15 protein-coding genes and 2 tRNA genes are annotated in these 19,160 nt (G+C 69.2%); 11 read left to right on the forward strand and 6 right to left on the reverse strand.

Annotated elements, in window-relative coordinates; genetic code table 11:
• The first annotated feature begins 60 nt into the window (after nt 1-60).
• Genes AC06FD_RS02935 through AC06FD_RS02950 form a run of 4 tightly spaced genes read left to right on the forward strand, consistent with a single transcriptional unit; the run spans nt 61 to nt 4,900 of the window.
• Entirely contained in the window at nt 61-645 is a 585-nt protein-coding gene (locus AC06FD_RS02935) for an RNA polymerase sigma factor (RefSeq protein ID WP_394162428.1), read from the forward strand.
• Nucleotides 629-1,630 carry a FecR family protein gene (locus AC06FD_RS02940; protein ID WP_449335396.1) on the forward strand — a complete coding sequence of 334 codons (1,002 nt, stop codon included), beginning with the start codon at nt 629-631 and terminating at the stop codon, nt 1,628-1,630. Before AC06FD_RS02935 ends, AC06FD_RS02940 begins: the two co-directional genes overlap by 17 nt.
• Nucleotides 1,631-1,644: 14 nt before the next feature.
• On the forward strand, nt 1,645-3,447 hold the full coding sequence (locus AC06FD_RS02945) for an amidohydrolase family protein (protein ID WP_478047116.1): 1,803 nt from the start codon (nt 1,645-1,647) through the stop codon (nt 3,445-3,447).
• A gap of 1 nt (nt 3,448) precedes the next feature.
• Nucleotides 3,449-4,900, forward strand: a complete 1,452-nt coding sequence (locus AC06FD_RS02950) for an amidohydrolase (RefSeq protein WP_478076938.1) — start codon at nt 3,449-3,451, stop codon at nt 4,898-4,900.
• A gap of 16 nt (nt 4,901-4,916) precedes the next feature.
• On the opposite strand, the gene AC06FD_RS02955 is transcribed toward AC06FD_RS02950, so the two are convergent.
• The 3 genes from AC06FD_RS02955 to AC06FD_RS02965 all read right to left on the reverse strand — a co-directional run bounded on the left by AC06FD_RS02955 (nt 4,917) and on the right by AC06FD_RS02965 (nt 7,228).
• Complete coding sequence (locus AC06FD_RS02955) at nt 4,917-5,465, reverse strand: lipocalin family protein (protein WP_478076939.1); 549 nt, start codon at nt 5,463-5,465, stop codon at nt 4,917-4,919.
• Between the two features lie 317 nt (nt 5,466-5,782).
• Nucleotides 5,783-5,858, reverse strand: a tRNA-Phe gene (locus tag AC06FD_RS02960).
• 194 nt (nt 5,859-6,052) lie between these two features.
• Nucleotides 6,053-7,228 carry a YbfB/YjiJ family MFS transporter gene (locus AC06FD_RS02965; protein WP_394162438.1) on the reverse strand — a complete coding sequence of 392 codons (1,176 nt, stop codon included), beginning with the start codon at nt 7,226-7,228 and terminating at the stop codon, nt 6,053-6,055.
• An 82-nt stretch (nt 7,229-7,310) separates the two neighbouring features.
• Here AC06FD_RS02965 and AC06FD_RS02970 point away from each other — a divergent pair, with 82 nt between their 5' ends.
• The gene (locus AC06FD_RS02970; protein WP_478076940.1) at nt 7,311-8,117 is read left to right on the forward strand and encodes an AraC family transcriptional regulator; all 807 of its coding nucleotides are present in this window, start codon (nt 7,311-7,313) and stop codon (nt 8,115-8,117) included.
• Between the two features lie 48 nt (nt 8,118-8,165).
• Nucleotides 8,166-8,903: a hypothetical protein gene (locus AC06FD_RS02975; RefSeq protein ID WP_394162440.1), complete on the forward strand. Its 738-nt coding sequence runs from the start codon at nt 8,166-8,168 to the stop codon at nt 8,901-8,903.
• An 18-nt stretch (nt 8,904-8,921) separates the two neighbouring features.
• Here the strand turns inward: AC06FD_RS02975 and AC06FD_RS02980 are convergent, their stop codons facing one another.
• Nucleotides 8,922-9,341, reverse strand: a complete 420-nt coding sequence (locus AC06FD_RS02980; RefSeq protein WP_478076941.1) for a hypothetical protein — start codon at nt 9,339-9,341, stop codon at nt 8,922-8,924.
• Between the two features lie 221 nt (nt 9,342-9,562).
• Between AC06FD_RS02980 and AC06FD_RS02985 the strand changes: the two genes are divergently transcribed.
• A complete protein-coding gene (locus AC06FD_RS02985) occupies nt 9,563-10,585 on the forward strand; it encodes an NADP-dependent oxidoreductase (RefSeq protein WP_478076942.1) in 1,023 nt (340 codons plus the stop codon).
• A gap of 85 nt (nt 10,586-10,670) precedes the next feature.
• On the forward strand, nt 10,671-10,835 hold the full coding sequence (locus tag AC06FD_RS02990) for a hypothetical protein (protein ID WP_259203491.1): 165 nt from the start codon (nt 10,671-10,673) through the stop codon (nt 10,833-10,835).
• Between the two features lie 84 nt (nt 10,836-10,919).
• Here AC06FD_RS02990 and AC06FD_RS02995 read toward each other — a convergent pair.
• Nucleotides 10,920-10,995: transfer RNA gene (locus tag AC06FD_RS02995), tRNA-Ala, on the reverse strand.
• Nucleotides 10,996-11,332: 337 nt separating this feature from the next.
• Between AC06FD_RS02995 and AC06FD_RS03000 the strand changes: the two genes are divergently transcribed.
• The 3 genes from AC06FD_RS03000 to AC06FD_RS03010 all read left to right on the forward strand — a co-directional run bounded on the left by AC06FD_RS03000 (nt 11,333) and on the right by AC06FD_RS03010 (nt 17,823).
• Nucleotides 11,333-13,882 (forward strand): Cache 3/Cache 2 fusion domain-containing protein, encoded by a 2,550-nt coding sequence (locus AC06FD_RS03000; protein WP_478076943.1) that lies wholly within the window; start codon nt 11,333-11,335, stop codon nt 13,880-13,882.
• 318 nt (nt 13,883-14,200) lie between these two features.
• On the forward strand, nt 14,201-16,498 hold the full coding sequence (locus tag AC06FD_RS03005) for a TonB-dependent receptor (protein WP_394162682.1): 2,298 nt from the start codon (nt 14,201-14,203) through the stop codon (nt 16,496-16,498).
• Nucleotides 16,499-16,689: 191 nt separating this feature from the next.
• The gene (locus tag AC06FD_RS03010) at nt 16,690-17,823 is read left to right on the forward strand and encodes a hypothetical protein (RefSeq protein ID WP_478076944.1); all 1,134 of its coding nucleotides are present in this window, start codon (nt 16,690-16,692) and stop codon (nt 17,821-17,823) included.
• Between the two features lie 121 nt (nt 17,824-17,944).
• Here AC06FD_RS03010 and rnd read toward each other — a convergent pair whose 3' ends face one another.
• Nucleotides 17,945-19,021: a ribonuclease D gene (gene rnd / locus AC06FD_RS03015; protein WP_478076945.1), complete on the reverse strand. Its 1,077-nt coding sequence runs from the start codon at nt 19,019-19,021 to the stop codon at nt 17,945-17,947.
• Nucleotides 19,022-19,160 lie beyond the last annotated feature (139 nt).

The following is a 19,160-nucleotide window of genomic DNA, read 5'->3' on the forward strand; positions in this document are numbered from 1 at the left end:
CCGCGGTTCCTTCCTTACATCGCTGCCCGGTCGATGCCGGGCAGCGCAGCAGGAGTTTGAATGGGCGCAACATTGGCAGCAGAGCGGGCGTTGTGGTTGGCCGAGCATGTCCTGCCGTGCGAACGGGGGCTGCGCGACTGGCTGCGGCGGCGCATGGCGCAGGCGCAGGACGTGGATGACGTGGTGCAGGAGACCTACGCCATCCTGGCCGCGATGGCCGACGTCTCGCACGTGCGGCAGCCGCGCGCCTATGTCTACCAGGTGGCGCAATCGGTGGTGCTGCAGCAGCTGCGCCGCGCCCAGGTGGTCTCGATGGAGATGGTGGCCGAGTTCGATCGGCTGCCGATCACCGGTGAGGACGCCTCACCGGAACGGCTGGCGTCTTCGCGCCAGGAACTCAACACAGTCACCGCGTTGATCGCGCAGTTGCCGGACAAGTGCCGCCAGGCCTTCATCCTGCGCCGGGTGGAAGGGTTCTCGCAGCGCGAGATCGCCGAACGCATGCAGATCAGCGAGAACACGGTGGAAAAGCACGTATGCAAGGGTATCCGGTTGTTGATGGAGTCGATGAAACAAGGTGCGGGTGAGGCAGGATCCACGGGAAAACCGGACAACACGGAGGCAGTCCATGCAAGGCGGCGCTGAGAACCGGATCGATGACGAGGCCGCGCGCTGGGTGGCGCGCGAGGACCGCGGGCCATTGCCGCCGGAAGAACTGGCCGAGCGCGACCGCTGGCTGGCGTCCGATCGCCGCCACTTCGGGGCTTACGCACGCGCCCATGCGGTGTACGCGCGCACCGGGCGTGCCCGCGCGCTGGGCAGTGCCGATCGGGTGCCGGCGGCCAGGCCCGTCGCCGGGCCGCGGCCGCGCCTGCAGTGGGCGATGGGGCTGGCTGCCTCGCTATGCCTGTTGGTGCTGGGCGTGCACCCGCACACCGACGCCGGTGACTACTACGTCGCCGCCAAGGGCGAGATCCGCCGCGTACCGCTGGCCGACGGCTCGGCGGTGACGCTGGATTCCGGTGCGGCGGTGCGCGTGCATTACACCGACAAGCGCCGCGAGCTCAGCCTGCTGCGCGGCGAGGCCCTGTTCGACGTGGCCAAGAACCGCGCCCGTCCCTTCGTGGTGGTGGCGCGCGATACCGCCGTGACCGCGGTCGGCACCAGCTTCTCGGTCAGCCTCAACGAGCAGCGCACCCGCGGTGTGGAAGTGCTGGTGCGCGAGGGCATCGTGGATGTGGCCAATGCCAGTGGCGCGATCGCACCGACCCGGCTGCTGGCCAACCATCGCGCACTGGCCAATCGCACCCACGGCATCCGCATCGAGAGCGTGGGCCACGACGACCTGGACCAGCAACTGGCCTGGCGCGAAGGCATGCTCTCCTTCAATGGCGACACGCTCTCGGTGGCCGCCGCGCAGTTCCTGCGCTACAGCGATGTGCGCATCATGATCGATGACCCGCTGGTCGGCAGCCGCCGCATCGTCGGGCTGTACTCGGCCAACGACCCGATCGGCTTCGCCCGCAGCGTCGCGCTCAGCCTGGGGCTGGACGTGGAGCAGAAGGGCAACGATGTCTGGTTGCGCACGCCGCACAACGCCTCCTACAGCGCACCGCGCTCACTGCAATGAACCAGGACGCCCGAATGAACTCGACTGTGTTGCGCGCGCGCCGGCTGGCGCTGTTGACCGGGGTGCTGCTGGCCGGCGCCGTCGGGGTGGCCAGCGCGGCCGACGCGGACGTGCTGATCCGCAATGCGATGGTGTTCGACGGCACCGGCCGCGCACCGTTCGCGGCCAGCGTGCTGGTGCAGGACGGACGCATCGCCGCGATTGGAAGCGGGCTCAAGGCGCCGGCGCATACCCGCCAGGTGGACGCGAAAGGCCAGGCCTTGCTGCCCGGCCTGTTCGACCTGCACACGCACTGGACGCCGAACGCGCAGCCGGCCACGCTGCCGCAGATCGCCAACCGGTACCTGGCCGCCGGGGTCACCACGGTCAGCGACTTCCACCAGCCGCCGGAGGCCTATGCGCCGCGCCGGGCATGGCTGCACAGCATCGACGCGCCGGATGTGAAGTTCGCTGCGCGCATGAGCACCCCGTTGGGCCACGGCGCCGACTGGGGCGATGAAAACACCACGCGCTGGGTCAACTCGCCGGAGGCCGCCACGGCGGCGGTCAAGGCGGTGGCCGCGTACGCGCCGGATTTCATCAAGGCGTTCACCGATGGCTGGCGCTACTCCAACGCCGCCGACAACAGCAGCATGGACGAGGAAACGCTCGCCGCGCTGGTCGCCGAAGCCCATCGCCAGCAGCTACGCGTGTTCACCCACACCGTGATGGTCAAGCGTGGCAAGACGGCCGCGCGGGCCGGCGTGGATGCGCTGGCGCACAGCGTGCAGGACGGCCCGGCCGACGCGGCGTTGATCGCGCTGATGAAGCAGCATGGCACCCGCTACGCACCGTCGCTGGCGGTGTACCTGCCCGAACGCGTGGATGGCAGCGGCAAGGCGCGCGCCGGCACCGAGGCGTACCGGCAGCGCGAGGCCAACTTCGCCAACGCGCTGCACAACGTCAAGACCCTGCACGATGCCGGCATTCCGATCGTGCTCGGCACCGATGCCGGCATGACCGGCACCCCGCACGGCGCGTCCACCCTGCGTGAGCTGGAGCTGTTCGTGCAGGCCGGTCTGACCCCGACCGAGGCGCTGCTGGCCGGCACCCGTGACAGCGCCGAGGCCCTGGCGCTGGGCGACCGTGGCAGCATCGAGGTCGGCAAGCGCGCCGACCTGCTGCTGGTCCGGGGGCGGCCGTGGGAGCGCATCAGCGACGTGCGCAACACCGAGCAGGTCTACGTGGCCGGGCGCCAGGTGGTGGGCAAGGGCGTGCGGCAGCCGGCCGGCAACCGTGCCACCGCGCTGCCGCCGCTGGCCATCGACGCGCTCGTCGATGATTTCGAACGCGCCGACCAACGCACCGCGCTGGACACGCTGCGCAATGACGATGCCGACGGCGGCAACGACCGCACCGTGCAGGTCACCGCCGTGATCGACCGCGAGCAGGGCGGCAAGGCGCTCTCGATGCAGGCCCGGCTGTCCAGCAAGGACGATGCGCATGCAGCGGTGATCCTGCCGTTGACGCGCGGGTCGGTGGCACCGGCCGACCTGCGCCGCTGGCACGGCGTGCGCGTGGACGTGCGTGCCGATGCCACGCTGCGGCTGGAGGCACGCGGCCTGGAGGGGCGCCGTTGGAGCGCGCCGCTGGCGACCAGCGGCAGCTGGCAGACGCTCGAGATTCCCTTCACCGCGTTGCGGGGCCAGCCGCCGTACCGCAGCACGGGTCCGCTGCCGGCATGGCGCGGCGACGACGTGCAGCAGTTGCTGTTCTCCGGCACCGGCAGGGCCGGGGAGACGATCTGGTTCGAGATCGACAATGTACGGTTCTACTGAGATGGCGTGGCATTTGCGCATCGCCGTAGCCGTGCTGGTCGGGGCGCTGGCGTTGCCGGCGTCCGCCGCCGATGCGCCAGACAGCGTGCTGGCGGCAGTGGACGCCTACGCCGGCCGCCAGGCCGAGGTCGGGCAGGCGCTGTGGGCGCGGCCCGAGCTGGGTTACCAGGAAGTGCAGGCCTCGACGCTGCTGCAGCAGGAACTGCGCAAGGCCGGGTTCCGCATCGAGGCCGGGGTGGCCGGCATGCCGACCGCGTTCGTGGCCCGTTATGGCACCCGTGGCCAGGGCCCGGTGATCGCGCTGCTGGCCGAGATGGACGCGCTGCCGGGCATGGCGCAGGCGGCCGTGCCGACGCGCAGCCCGCTGCCGGGCCAGGACGCGGGGCAGGCCTGCGGCCACAATCTGTTTGGCGCGGCGGTGGTCGGCGCGGCGCAGGCCGTGGCGCAGTGGCTGAAGGCCAGCGGCAGCGACGGCGAGATACGCGTGTATGGCACCCCGGCCGAGGAAGGCGGCAGTGGCAAGGTCTACCTGACCCGTGCGGGTCTGTTCGACGACGTCGACGTGGCCCTGCACTGGCACCCGGCCTCGGCCAACTCCGCCGCGCAGGGCACCAGCCTGGCCAACATCAGCGGCAAGTTCCGCTTCAAGGGCATCGCCGCGCATGCCGCACTCGCGCCGGATCGCGGGCGTTCGGCGCTCGATGGGGTGGAGGCGCTCAACGACATGGCCAACATGATGCGTGAGCACGTGCCCGACGGCACGCGTATCCATTACGTGATCAGCAATGGCGGTGCCGCCCCCAACGTGGTGCCGGACGCAGCCGAAGCCTATTACTACGTGCGGCATGTGGATCCGGCCGTGGTACGCGATGTGATCGCGCGCCTGCAACTGGCCGCGCGCGGTGCGGCGATGGGCACCGGCACCGAGGCGACATTCGAGCCTACCGGTGGCGTGTACTCGCTGCTGCCCAACGATGTGCTGGGCCAGATCATGCAGCGTTCGCTGCAGCGGGTGGGTGGGGTGATCTACGACGCCGCCGATACCGCGTTCGCGCAGCAACTGCAGCAAAGCCTGCCGCAGCGCCCTGCGCTGGAAAGCGCGGCATCCCTGGAGCCCTACAGCGCCGAGCAGGCCGGCGGCGCCTCCACCGATGTCGGCGATGTCAGCTGGAATGTGCCGACCGTCGGTCTGACTACCGCCACCTGGGTCCCGGGTACACCGGCACACAGCTGGCAGGCGGTGGCCGCCTCGGGGGCGCCGATCGGTGCGAAGGGCGCGCTCAACGCCGCGCGCGTGCTGGCCTTGGCCACGGTAACCCTGTTGCAGTCGCCGCAGACGGTGGCGGCGGCGAAGCAGGAGTTCGCGCAGCGACGTGGCGCGCAGTTCCGCTATGTGCCGCTGCTGGACCGCGCCACGCCGCCGCTGGACTATCGCCAGCGCGCCAAGGAATAAGCCGGCCGGTAGGTGCTCAGTCGAGTGGTGCCATCACCTTCAGCGGTGCCAGGTCGTAGCCCATCGCCTCGGCGCGCGCCTTGAGCCGGGCAAACAGGGCGCTGTCCATGCTCGGCGAGCGCGACAGGATCCACAGGTATTTGTGGGCCGGGTCACCGACCACGGCCCACTGATAGTCCGGATCGAGCGCGATCACCCAGTAGTCGGCCCAGACCAGCGGCACCCACGCCAGCCAGTCCGGTACGAAGCGTACCTGCAGGCGTCCGGGATGGCCCTCGACCGGGCGCGCCACGCCTTCGGCGGCGATGCGCTCGCCATCGGCGATGCGACAGCCGTTGTGCACGCTGATCCGCCCGTCGGCGCGCAGCGCATAGGTAGCGGTGATGTCGCCCACGCACTTTTTCTGGAACGACACCGGCAGGTGCGCGATCTCGTGCCACTGGCCGGCGTAGCGGCCCATGTCCAGGGCGGGCACGGAGGTGACGGGCGCGGCGGCCACGGCGTTCGTCGCAAGGCCAGCCCAGAGCAGCATGCCGGCGGCGAGCAGGGTAGGGCGAAGATGCATGGGAGACCTCTCGGCTGGACGTTCGAGCTTAGGTGCAGGCATGCACGGGCGTGTAAAGGTTCTGTCAGCGCGGAGGGAGCGGGTGACCACAGGCTGGCCAGCCGCTGGCACCGGTAGGACGTGCATCCACGTCGTTACCGTACCGCGTGCGCGGCGTGCGGAGTGCGCGCGTCGCAGCCAACCCGGTGCGTTGATCGGTTTCGCATCGTCCGCGCTTCGCCCTCGACGCTGTCGATCCGGCGCTGCCTGCAGAGCGTCCCGCAACGGAGAGAACACGCAAAAAAAAGACCTGCATTTCTGCAGGTCTTTTCGAATACTGGTGGCCGAGGACGGAATCGAACCGCCGACACGGGGATTTTCAATCCCCTGCTCTACCAACTGAGCTACTCGGCCACTTCATCGCTGCGTTGCCGCTGGCGAGGACGCGAATAATACGGAGGTATGCAGGGTTCGGCAAGCGTTTCGCGAAAAAAATTTCACATTTGTTGCCGCGCGGTACGCAGGCGCAGGCAAGTGCTTGATCCAGCATGCCCGCGTGCCCGGTGCGTGCGCATGAATATCGGTTCAGCACGCACGCCCTGCGCCGCTCAGTGCGTGTCGTCCGGCATGCACCACAGCAGCACGATGCCGATCACCATCATCACCGCCGCCAGCAGCAGTGACGCCTGGTAGGAGCCGCTGTCGCGCGCCAGCGTGCCGGCCAGCGCCGGGGCCACGATCTGGGCCACGCCATAACTGAGGGTGAGGGTGGCCATCGCCTTGGCCGGGTTGTGCGGGTAATGGCGGCCCACCACGGTCAGGGTGAGGCTGACGATGCCGGCGAAGGTGAGCCCGAACAGCAGCGCGCTGCCCAGCCCGGCCGCCAGCCCGTCATCCAGCAGCGGCAGCACGAAGGACACCGCCTGCAGCGCGAAGGCCAGCATCAGCGCGCGGATCAGGCCCATGCGCGCGGCCAGCCGGTCCCAGCCGAACGTGGAGGGCAGGGCGGCCAGGCCGACCACCACCCACACCGCGCTGCCGTGGCCATGGAACGTCGGGGTCTGTTCGAGGATGGCGACGATGAAGGTGGCGCTGACCACGAAGCCGACGCCAGCGCAGAAATAGGCGGCAACCAGCAGCTGTCGCCAGCGCCGCCCGGGCGGCGCCGGGGCGTTGGCATCGGTGTGGCTGGAGATCGCCACCGGCGCGGGCATCCAGTGCCAGGCCGGGACCAGGAACAGCAGGCCCAGCCCACCCAGCCACAGCCACTGGGCGCTGGACCCGGCATGCCCGGCCAGGGCCGCCGTCGCCAGCCCCGAGATCACGATGCCCAACCCCAGCCCGGCGAAGTGCAGGCCCAGGCGAGGCCTTTGCTGCTGCGACAGCAGCCAGTTCAGCACCAGCCCCGAGGCCAGCAGCAGCCCAGCCGTGCTGGACAGGCCGGCGACGAAGCGCAGCGCGCTCCACAGCGCCACGTCGGTGGTGATGCCCATCAGGGCGGTGGCCAGCACCGCCAGCAGCAGGCCGATGCGGTAGAAGTGGAACTTCACGCGCATATCGCCCACCCGCGCCACCAGCAGGGTGCCCAGCAGGTAGCCGAGGTAGTTGAAGGTGGCCAGCCAGCCGCCTTGCGCGGCACTGAGCCCGGCGTCGACCCGCATCAGCGGCAGCAACGGGGTGTAGGCGAAGCGGGCCAGGCCCACGGTGAGGACCAGCGCGCAGATGCCGGCGCCGATGACCTGCCAGGGGCGGGGCGATGGAGAGGGCGGGCGGGAAGCAGGCATCGGCGGTCGGCGGGGTGGGGGACGCAGCGATCCTCGGCGATCCGGGTACGGCTGTCTTTCGATAGAATGACCCATCATGTCGATGAAGCGCCAAACCCGCCCGGCCACCTCCGGCGCTGCCGGTCGCGAGCTGGCCGTGCCACCGTTGCGCGCGCTGCCGTGGCCGGTGGTCGCGCACGGCCGGCAGATGGCCCCCGGTGAGCACTTTCCCCCGCACGTGCATGGCTGGAATCAACTGGCCTTCGCCACCGACGGCGTGCTGCAGGTCACCGCCGCGCACGCGCGGTATGTGATCTCCCCGCAGCAGGCACTGTGGATCCCCACCGGCACGCTGCATCACACCCGCGCGCTGGGCGACGCGTCGTTCCGCAACCTCTATGTGGCCGATGCCATCGCCGCCGGGATGCCGGCGCAGTGCATGGTGCTGGACGTGTCGCCGTTGCTGCGGGCGTTGATCATCGAACTGGACGGCACCCGCGCCGACGACGACGGCCCCTATTACGCCGCGTTGTGCGCGGTGATCGCCGCACAACTGCTGCGCCAGCCCCGCCATGCACGGCACCTGCCCTGGCCGCAGGACGCGCGCCTGCAGCGCTGGTGCCAGGCGCTGTACGACCAGCCCGACGATGAGCGCCCCATGCAGGCATGGGCCGCGCAACTGTGCGTCTCCACCCGCACCCTGGCACGCCACTTCGAGCGCGAGACCGGCATGAGCGTGCGCGCGTGGCGCACAAGGTTGCGCGTGCTGCGCGCGATCGAATGGCTGGCCCAGGGCCGCTCGCCGACCGTGATCGCGCATGCGCTGGGCTACGCCTCGGCATCGGCGTTCAATTACATGTTCCGGGTCGAAATGGGGGTCAGCCCATTGCAATGGCGGCGATCGCGGTGACAATCCTCCCTCGTTCGATGGCGGGTTCGCCGCCTCTGGAGTAACGCCATGCCCGATTGGATGTCACTGCACGATGCCTACGGCAGTGCCGAATCCGCCGGCGCCATGCTGGACGCACTGGATGCCGGTGCGGGGATTGCCGAGGTGGACTGGGACGAACTCTGGTCGCGCCTCTGCCACCAGTCCACGGTCTACACGGCCAGTGTCCACGCGCTGCCGTATCTGCTGCGCGCGGCGCTGAGAGGCTCGCCGGAGACGCGGCTGGAGCCGCTGGTGTTGGCCGGTGCGATCGTCGCGCATGGCGACGACGTACCGGTGGTGCTGCCCGGTCATGCGCAGGTGCTGCAGTCGCTGGACGACTGCACCGTGCAGACCCTGCGACAGCGGCGCGATGCACCCGGTGCGGAGACGGATGTCGTGTACCTGCTGCAGGCCGTGCTTGCGTTCCGCGGCGAACGGCTCTGGTCGCGGCACCTGGCGGGGGTGCTGCAGGGCGAGCTGTCGGGGGTGTGTCCGGCCTGCCGGTCGGATCTGTACATCGTGATCGATGACGCGCAGGCATTCGTCACCGACCAGGAATGGATCGGCGGGCGCAGCGTGCCGACGGCACCGATCGACGGCGGCGACCGTCCCCCGGCGTCCGAGGCGGAGGCCTGGCTGCTGGGCATGGCGCAGACGCATGGCGGCGCGCTCGCCGAGAAGCTGCCGCTGTTGTTCGGCACGTCGCGCTGCACCCACTGCGGGGCGGCGCTGGAGATCGGCGAGGCGGTCCGGCTGGCCAGCTGAGCGCCCGCGCTGCGCGGTTTACGGTGCAGCCGCCGGGGCCGCGACCGCGACCGGGCAGTCCAGGCTCCGCAGCCGCTCGCCATCGAAACGCGCCTGGATCATGCCGTTGCTTTCCTTGGCCAGCGGCCAGCGTGGCTGCGCGGCCGGGCCGGGCAGCGGGTTGCCAAGATGGAAATAGACCGTGGCCCGGGAATCGCCCGGATGGACGGCGGCGCAGCCAACGACAGGCGAGGCCAGGCGGCCGCAGTCGCCCTGCAACAGGCACAGCCGCGTGTGGCACTGGCCCTCGCCCGACCAGCGGCCCTGCGCGGCCCGGCAGCCCGGTTCAGTGCCGAGTACCGCCCAGCAGGCCAGGCCCACTACGGTGATGGCCGAGACCAGCGCCGGCAGCAGGGCGCGCCGCAGGCGCTGGCGCCAATGGACAGGCAATGCGTTCATGGCGTGATGATGCGCCACGCTGCGCGCGCTGACCATGTCGTGGCAGGGCCGCCGTGCCGATGGAACGCTGCAACCCCACCAGGGGCAGCGATCCCCGGCGTGCAAGGCCTGCGCGGGGCGCACTGGCGTGCACCGGTGGAACGCTGTTTTACCCCGCCGCCGCGCGGCGGCCACGGCGCGTAGTTTCGAACCTCCCGTCATACCCGCCCGGAGTTGCACCGATGAATGACCTCACCAATACCCGCGTCGTGCTGGCCTCGCGCCCGCAAGGCGAACCGGTGGCCGCCAATTTCCGCGTGGAGCAGGTGCCCGTGCCGACACCCGGCCCGGGCCAGGTGGTGCTGCGCAATCGTTATCTGTCCCTCGATCCGTACATGCGTGGCCGGATGGAGGAAGGCCCCTCGTACGCGCCGCCGGTAGCGCTGGGCGCGGTGATGGAAGGGCGCACGGTGTCGGAGGTGATCGCCTCGGCGCACCCCGGCCTCGCCGTGGGCGAGCAGGTGCTGGCGACCGGCAACTGGCAGACCCACGCGGTGGTGGATGGCGAGGCCATTACCCGCCGGCTGCATGACACCGGGCTGCCGATCAGTACCGCGCTGGGGGTGCATGGCATGCCAGGTTTCACCGCCTATGCGGGCCTGCAGGAAATCGGCCGGCTGCAAGCGGGGGAAACGCTGGTGGTGGCGGCGGCAAGCGGGCCGGTCGGTGCGACAGTGGGGCAGATCGCCCGGTTGCAGGGCGCGCGCACGGTCGGCATCGCCGGTGGTGAAGCGAAACGCCGTTACCTTGAAACCCTCGGGTTCGACGTGGCCCTGGACCACCGCGCCGAGGATTTCGCCACGCACCTGCGCGCGGCGGTGCCGGACGGCATCGATGTGTACTTCGAGAACGTCGGCGGCCACGTGTTCGAGGCGGTGCTGCCGTTGCTCAACGATTTCGCCCGCATCCCGGTCTGCGGCACCATCGCCACGTACAACGCGCGCGGTGCGGTCCTGCCCGGCCCGGACCGGCTGCCCGGCTTCATGAGCCAGGTGCTGCGCCAACGTCTCACGGTGCGCGGCTTCATCCAGTCCGATTTCAACGCCTTGTTCCCCTCGTTTCTGGAGGAGATGGAGCAGTGGCTGAAGGACGGCCGCGTGCAGTATCGGGAAGACATCGTCGAGGGCCTGGCCAACGCGCCGGAGGCCTTCTTCGGCCTGCTCAAGGGGCGCAACTTCGGCAAGCTGGTGGTCAAGCTGGAGTGACTGCGCACGCGGCGCCGACGCGACCCTGACCCCTGCCTCACGACCGGCGGGCTAGCGTGGCTGCCTCCCCCGACGAGTACAGCGCATGAGCAGCCAAGACAAGCAGCCGGTCCAGCAGGAAGGCGTCAAGGAAAGCCAGCAGGACCGCAAGCAGGACGAAACGGCCCGGCAGCGGCCCGCGCAGACCGACCAGGCGATCCACGATGCGGAAACCCGCCGGCCGCCGCGCAAGGACGATAACCCTGCGTGAGCCGGCGCGACCGCGACCGGCCGGTCGCGGGCATCGCCGGAACGAAAAAAGCCCCGGGAGACCCGGGGCTTTTTTCTGGAATGGTGGTGGAGCCAAGGAGGATCGAACTCCTGACCTCGTCGATGCGAACGACGCGCTCTCCCAGCTGAGCTATGGCCCCACGGATACCGCAACAACCCCGCAGGCACCGCCTCGCGTTGGGCCTAGTCTAGCGCCGTGAATGGGGCGCTGCCAAGACCCGCTGCAATCCCGCACGTACGGGGGCGTGCGTACGCCCTCAAGCGGGCACGACGGCCTCCGTCCTCGGCCGCGCGCTGGAATTCTGAACGTTCGGGTGGATTTGTGAAGAGCCAATTCACGCTTGAACCATATGAAACAAGCACTTGCGTACTGTTCCTAGTACAAAAGGACTAGGCAGGAAAACGTAAAGAGGACCAGAAAGGGTGCCGATAAGAAGTGTGACGAACATCCCACACTTTTCTCCTCGAGTACCAACGATGACGACCCGTGCCGCCACCGTTTTCTCCTCGTCCATCGGCGCGCGCCTCGCGCTGCTGATGGGCATCATCACTGCCGTTGCCTTCGTCGTGCTGGCGGTGCTCATCTATCGCCAGGCCGCGAGCAGCTACCAGCAGCGGGTGCAGGCCGGCCTGCAGTCCTCGACCGCGCTGATGCGCGATTCGGTGGACCTGTACGACCGCACCCTGAGCGACAGCACCGAACGCATGGCCGGCACCTTCCGCGCGCTGCTGCCCGAGGGCGATGCCAGCGTGGACACCGCCCACCCGATGGCGGTCGGCGAGCGCCAGGTGCCGACGCTGCGCCTGGGGGCGCAGGTGATCAACCTGCAGGAGACCGCCGTGGATCGCTTCGCCAGCGCAACCGGCGGCGTGGCGACGGTGTTCGTGCGCGACGGCGAGGATTTCGTGCGGGTGTCCACCTCGCTGCGCAACGCCGAGGGCGCGCGTGCGCTGGGGACCGTGCTCGACCATGCGCATCCGGCGTACCGCAAGCTGCTTGAGGGCGGCCGCTACACCGGGCCGGCGCGCCTGTTCGGGATGGACTACATGACCCATTACATGCCCATCACCGACGCCAACGGCGAGGTGGCCGGCATCGCCTTCGTCGGCCAGAACTACTCCGACGGGCTGACGGCGCTGAAGACCCGGTTGCGCAGCGCGCAGCTCGGCAAGGAAGGCCACTTCCTGGCGGTCGATACCCGTCCCGGCGAACGCCATGGCAGCCTGATCGTCGCACCGGCCGACGAGGGCCAGTCCATCACCGCGCATGTGGACGCCGCCGACCTGCCGGCGCTGGAAGCACTGCTTGCCGGCACCCTCGACCAGGCCACGCTGCACATCCGCGAGCGCGCCGATGGCCCTGCCCAGGCCTACTTCGTCTCGGCCCAGGCGTACGGCCCCTGGCAGTGGGCGGTGCTCGGGCTGGAGCCGGTGTCGGTGCTGCAGAACGTGTTGCACACGCTGATGCTGCGCATCGCGTTGGTGGCCGGGCTGGGCCTGCTGGTGGTAATCGTGGCCCTGCTGGTGGTGGTCAAGCGCATGCTCACCACGCCGCTGGCCCAGGCCGGGCAGGTGGCGCGCGATGTGGCGGCCGGTCGCCTGGACCGGCAGATCGTGGTCGCGCGGCAGGACGAGGTCGGGCAGTTGATGGGCGCACTGCAACAGATGCAGGCCAAGCTGCGCGAGATCATCCAGGCGCAGAACGAAATGAGTCGCCGCCACGCCGATGGCGCGATCAGCCACCGCATCGACGCCAGCCGGTTCGAGGGCGAGTTCGGCACGATGGTGACCGGCACCAATGCACTGGTGGCCGCGCACATCGAGACCAAGATGCGCATGGTCGACCTGGTGCGGTCCTACGCCAGCGGCGACCTGTCGGCGTCGATGGAAGACCTGCCGGGCGAGAAGGCGCTGATCACCGAGGCGGTCAACGGCGTGCGCGGGCGGTTGCTGGCGATCAATGGCGAGATCAAGCGCCTGGTGGCGGCGGCGGCCGCCGGCGACTTCAGCGAGCGCGGCGATGCGGAGGCCTTCGAGTACGATTTCCGCGACATGGTCCAGGGCCTCAATACCCTGATGGTGACCGCCGACCGCAACCTCGCCGCGTTGTCCGGGCTGCTGCGCGCGCTCGCCGCCGGCGACCTGCGTGGCCGCATCGACGGCGAGTTCCAGGGCGTGTTCGCCACCATGCGTGACGATGCCAACGCCACCGTGGCGCAGCTGACCGCCATCGTCGGCGACATCCAGCAGGCGGCGGTATCGGTGTCCAGTGCCTCGGCCGAGATCGCGGCGGGCAATGAGGACCTGTCACGGCGGACCGAGCAGCAGGCGGCCAGCCTGGAAGAATCGGCGGCCTCGCTTGAGGAGCTCACCGCGGCGGTCAAGCAGAACGCCGACCACGCACGTCGCGCCGACCGGCTGGCGACCGACGCGGCCGAGGTGGCCGCGCAGGGCGGGGCGGCGGTGGCGCAGGTGGTGCAGACCATGGCCGGGATCGAAGCGTCCTCGCACCGCATCGCCGACATCACCACGGTCATCGATGGCATTGCCTTCCAGACCAACATCCTGGCGCTCAATGCGGCGGTGGAAGCTGCCCGCGCAGGCGAGGAAGGGCGTGGCTTTGCCGTGGTCGCCTCGGAGGTGCGGGCGCTGGCACAGCGCTCGGCGCAGGCCGCGCGCGAGATCAAGGGCCTGATCGAGGCCTCCGGCAGCCAGGTTGCCGAAGGCAGCCAGTTGGCCAGCCAGGCCGGCCAGACCCTGCAGCGGGTGGTCGCCTCGGTGGGCGAATTGAGTGGCCTGATCGAAGACATCGCCAGCGCCAGCCAGGAGCAGGCCGCGGGCATCGAGCAGGTCAACCAGGGCATCGTGCAGATGGACGGGGTGACCCAGCAGAACGCGGCACTGGTGGAAGAGGCCTCGGCGGCGGCGCGTGCATTGAATGCCCAGTCGGCCGACCTGCAGCAGACAGTGGGCCGTTTCCGACTGGCCGGCAGCCCTCGCGCCGAGCGCCAGTCCGCGGCGGCCTGAGTCCGCGCGGCGGCGCCTGCGGCGTCGTCCGCGGGCGCCGTCGGCCACATCCGGCACATCGTCAAGCCTACCGGGCGCGACGACGAGCGGGCATAATCCGCGCCAGAATCCCGGCGGCTCAGCCAGCAGACCAGGGGAGGGGGATGGACGGCCGTCCCCCGCATCGCCCTGCAACCAGCCTGCAACATCCACGCAATACCGTGCCCCATCGCTGCCCGCGCAGCGGTGTCGATGTTGTTCATCCGCGTGCGCCGCACGCCACCCAGATCCGTACCCCCGAGACCCTGCATGCCTGCCTATCGCACCACCTCCGCGTCGATGTCGTCCCGCCGTTCCACCGCGCTGCCGCGCCGCCATGCACTGGCGCTGGCCTGTGCCACCACCGCGCTGTTCGGCCTGGCCGGCACCGCGATGGCGCAGGACGCCACGCCGACCTCGCTGGATGCCATCACCGTCAACGCCGACCACCGCGAGCGCAACCTGCAGGAAGTGCCGGTCTCGGTCGGCGTGGTCCAGGGCGAGAAGATCCGCGATTACACCGCCGGCGGCGACGACACCCTGCTGGCGCTGTCGGGCAAGGTGCCCAGCTTCTACGCCGAGACCACCACCGGGCGCATCTTCCCGCGCTTCTACATCCGTGGCCTGGGCAACATCGACTTCTACCTGGGTGCCTCGCAGCCGGTCTCGATCATTCAGGACGACGTGGTCCTCGAGCACGTGGTGCTGAAGTCCAACCCGGTCTACGACGTGGACCAGATCGAAGTGCTGCGCGGCCCGCAGGGCACGCTGTTCGGCCGCAACACCACCGCCGGCATCGTCAAGTTCGACACCATCAAGCCGAGCCAGGACGCCAGCGGCCGCGTGCAGGCCAGCTATGGCAGCTACGGCAGCGTGGCCATCGACGGCGGCGTGGGCGGTGCGATCAATGACATCGCCTCGTTCCGCGTGTCGGCGCTGTACCAGCACCGCGATGATTACGTGGACAACACCTACACCGGGCCCAGCGCCGATGGCACGGTCGCGCCGCGCAAGAACGCCATGGGCGGCTTCGACGACCGCAACGTGCGCGCCCAGCTCCTGCTGCAGCCCAGCGACAATTTCTCGCTGCTGGCCTCGGCGCATGCGCGTGACTATGACGGCACCTCCACCCTGTTCCTGCGTGGCGCGGTGACCAAGGGCTCCAACAAGACCGACGTGGCGCGCGACCGCGTGGCTTACGACGAGGCGGACAACAACCCGCAGTCCTACAAGACCTACGGCGGTTCGGTGAAGGCGGTCTACGATTTCGGCAATGTCTCGCTGACCTCGATCACCGCCTACGAGACCACCTCCGGTTACAGCCGCGGCGATACCGACGGCGGCGCCGCGGCCAACTTCCCGGTCAACGGCGTGGCCAACGGCTACGGCCAGTCGATGGGCCAGATCCGCGACCTGGACCAGTGGACCCAGGAAATCCGCCTGGCCAATGGCGACGACAACCGCCTCAAGTGGCAGGTCGGCGCGTTCTACTTCGACGGCCGCGACACCACCGATTTCTACCAGCGCGCCTGGTTCCTGCAGGGCAATGCACGCAACCCGAACAACTGGGTGCGCCTGCGCAACGTCAACACCTCCTGGGCCGGGTTTGGCCAGGTCAGCTATGACGTGACCGACAAGTTCACCCTGACCGCCGGCCTGCGCCAGACCCGCGACGAGAAGCACACCCGCCTGCTCAAGACCGCCGATACCGCCGCCGGCGTGGTGACCTACAAGGGTCGCACCGACGTGGAAATGGCCGACACCACCCCGAGCTGGGACGTGAGCGCGATGTACGCGTTCAACCCGCAGTTCAGCGTGTATGCGCGCGTGGCCCGTGGCTTCCGCGGCCCGACCATCCAGGGTCGCTCTGCGGTGTTCAATGCCGACTTCACCACCGCCGATTCGGAAACCATCCTGTCCTGGGAAGCAGGCATCAAGAGCAGCCTGTGGGACAACCGCCTGCGCGTGAATGCCGCTGCCTTCACCTACGTGGTCAACGACATCCAGCTCAACGGCAACGATTCGGATGGCAACGGCGTGCTGTTCAACGCCGACAAGGCCAAGGCCTACGGCCTGGAAGCGGACATGGAACTGCGCCCGATCCCGAACCTGAGCCTGAGCGCCGGCGTCAGCCTGCTGCACAGCGAAATCCAGGACGACCGCGTCTACGCCCAGGTCTGCGCGCTGAACGGCGCGGTGGTGTGCACGGTGAACGACCCGACCATCAAGGTCGGTGCCAACACCTTCGCCCAGATCAACGGCAACCCGTTGCCGAACGCGCCGAAGTACAACATCAACCTGGCCGCGCGTTACGACGTGCCGGTCAACGACAGCGATGTGTTCTTCGTCTCCACCGACTGGAACAAGCAGGGCTACACCAGCTTCGTGCTGTACGACTCGGCCGAGTTCAACTCCAAGGGCAGTTTCGAAGGCGGCCTGAAGCTGGGTTATTCCGGCAACTACGGTGCGTGGGAAGTGGCGCTGTTCGCACGCAACATCACCAACGAAAAGAACCTCAAGGGCGTGATCGAAAACTACATGGCCGCGGTCTATAACGAACCGCGCACCGTGGGTGTCTCGTTGAACATGAACTGGTAAGCGGCACGTGCCGGCACCGCGATAACGCGGTGCCGGTAGCCGTGCGATGTGTCACCCACAACGCCCTGCACCCGCAGGGCGTTGTCGTTTGCAGGCATCGGCGTTGGCACATCTGCGTGCTATCGTCCGCAGCCGCAGCCGCAGCCGGCGCCTGCGATGTCCGGGTGCCTGGCGTTGAACGGAGCCCGACCATGCTCAAAGAACTGTATGCCCGCTACCGGGACCCGTCCGCCGCCATCGACCTGCTGGCCCGATGCCGGGCGCAGGTGGTGCGCTGGCGCTGGGCCAACGAATCGATGGGGTCGCAGACGCCCTTCTCGCAGGAACACCATGGTGGCCCGGCAACGCGCTGGATCGCCGATGCAAAGGCCAAACCGCAGGTGCATGTGCAGCACGGCCTGGACGCGCACGACCGGGTACTGATCGAGTGCTGGCCCAACGGTCACACCATGGCATGGCTGCACGCACCCGGGGTGCGCCACGGCCTGGGGTTCGATGCCGGTGGCGATATCAACGCGGCGTGGGCGCACCGTGAGCAGGACGGGCGCCTGCTCGCGCTGGATCTCGTCGATGCGGCGCGCGGCTTCAACCAGACCTACCACTGGCAGGGCGGGCAGCTGCAGCGCGTGGTGATCGAAAACTGGTCGTCGGACCAGCCCACCTGGTGGTGCCAGAACGTCTATGCCTACGACGATGCCGGCCAGCTCGATACGATCGTGCTGGAATACCTGGAGGCCGATGGCAGCCCCAGCGGACAGCGGCGCCTGGAGTACCAGCGCCCACGCCCGGGTGAAACCCTGGCAACGCTGGGTGCCGAGGTCGAGCGGCTGTTGATCGAGGCGATCGCGGTGCAACTGCCGCGCATTCCACGCACCGAACCCCTGTATTGCCTGTTGCTGTGCTTCACCGACGAAGACCCCACCGCCGCATGGCCGCCGTTCCTGGTCTGGGGTCGGCAGTCGTATCGAGATGCGGTACTGGCGCGGGGCGAAGACGTGCGCTACTACCTGTGGGCGCCCGACGAGATCCGCCATGCACAGGGCGACGCCGACGAACACTGGTTCGATCTCCCCGCGCTGACCGAGGCATGCCAGCGCCACGGCCAGTACATGGCGCTGCGCCAGAGCCCGGTGTCGGCCAGGCGTGTGCTGAAGCAGGTGGCCGCGTGGCTGGACGCGCCCGAACGCCGTGCGCTGTTGCACACCAGCGAGGATTTCGTGGTGGCCGTGGCCGACAACAGCGGCAACCTTGATCCGCTACCCGGGATGCGCCGTGCGATCGGGCCCGAGCGCTGGGCACGGCTGAAATCACGCGGCTACGTGTGAGGTGCGCGAGGCCGCACGCCCCGGTGCAGCCCGGATGGGCTGCCGGGCGGTGCGGTGTGCATCCGCGCATGGGAGGACGGGGCCAGCAGTCTGCGCTCGCCCCGCGGGCCGATCCGCCGGCTCAGGCCGGCAGCAGCGGGGCCAACACCGGTTCGAGCTGTTCCCGGCGCCATCCCGCCAGTGCCGGCGGCCACTGGCCACTTTCCAGGTAGCTTTCCAGGTGCTTGCGCGAGGCCAGCACGCCGTCGGGCAGGCCGAGCTCGGCGGTACGCGCGCTGACCGCATCCTGCAGCCGCTTCAGCACCTGCTTGTTGCTGTCGTTGGCCGGCAGCGCCAGCGGTGCGTCGGCCTCGTCGTCCAGCGGCGTGTCCAGCGCCTGCCAGACCTGGCTGGCCAGTTTGCGCGGCGCCTTGGGGAAGCTCTCCATCAGCTTTTCCAGTGCCGGGACATCGGCCGGCGGCGTGCGGGCGAGCACCGCCGCCAGTTCGTTGTCCAGGATCCAGCTGCGCGGCTTGTCGCTGGCGCGCGCCTGCACGTCGCGCCAGCGCAGCAGCCGCAGCAGGCGGTGTTGCGCGGGGGCGTCCATGAACTGCGCCGAGCGCATCGCCACGTGCGGCCAGCGGTCTTCGTCATGCTCGACGCTGGCAAGCAGGCGTTCGGCATCGTCGTGCAGCCATTGCCGGCGATCGAGTTCGCCGAGCTTGGCGTCGATCGCATCGTGGATGGCGAACAGGTACTCGACGTCGTCGGCGGCGTAGTCCAGCTGCGCGTCGGACAACGGCCGGCGCATCCAGTCCGAGCGCGTCTCGCCCTTGGCCAGGGTGACGCCGGTGACTGCGTTGACCAGCTTCTGGTAGCCCATGCCGCCGCCGATGCCGGCCAGGGCCGCGCCGATCTGGGTATCGAACAGCGGCCGCGGCAGCACGCCGCAGGCGACCTTGAAGGTCACCAGGTCTTCGCTGGCGCTGTGCATGATCTTCAGGATGGCGGTGTCGGCCAGCCACGGGGCCAGTGCCTCGTTCATGCCGGGGATCAGCGGGTCGATCAGCAGGATCTCATCGCCGACGGCCATCTGCACCAGGGCCAGCTGCGGCCAGTAGGTGCGTTCGCGGATGAATTCGGTGTCCAGCCCGATGCGGGTGGGGCGCTGGCGGTAGCGCTCGTCCAGTTCCGCCGGGGTTTTGATCCAATAAGCCACGTGGGTTCCGTCTACTGCAGGGGGTGCACAGGGTACGCAGGATAACGCGCCGTGCCGGGCGCGCGCGCCGGTATCATGAACCGGTCGTCGTGCGGCTTGCCTGGCCCGTCCCGGTTCGGCCATGCTCGACCCTGGTTGC

It is taken from the genome of Stenotrophomonas sp. Steno-Z1 (assembly GCF_056393175.1).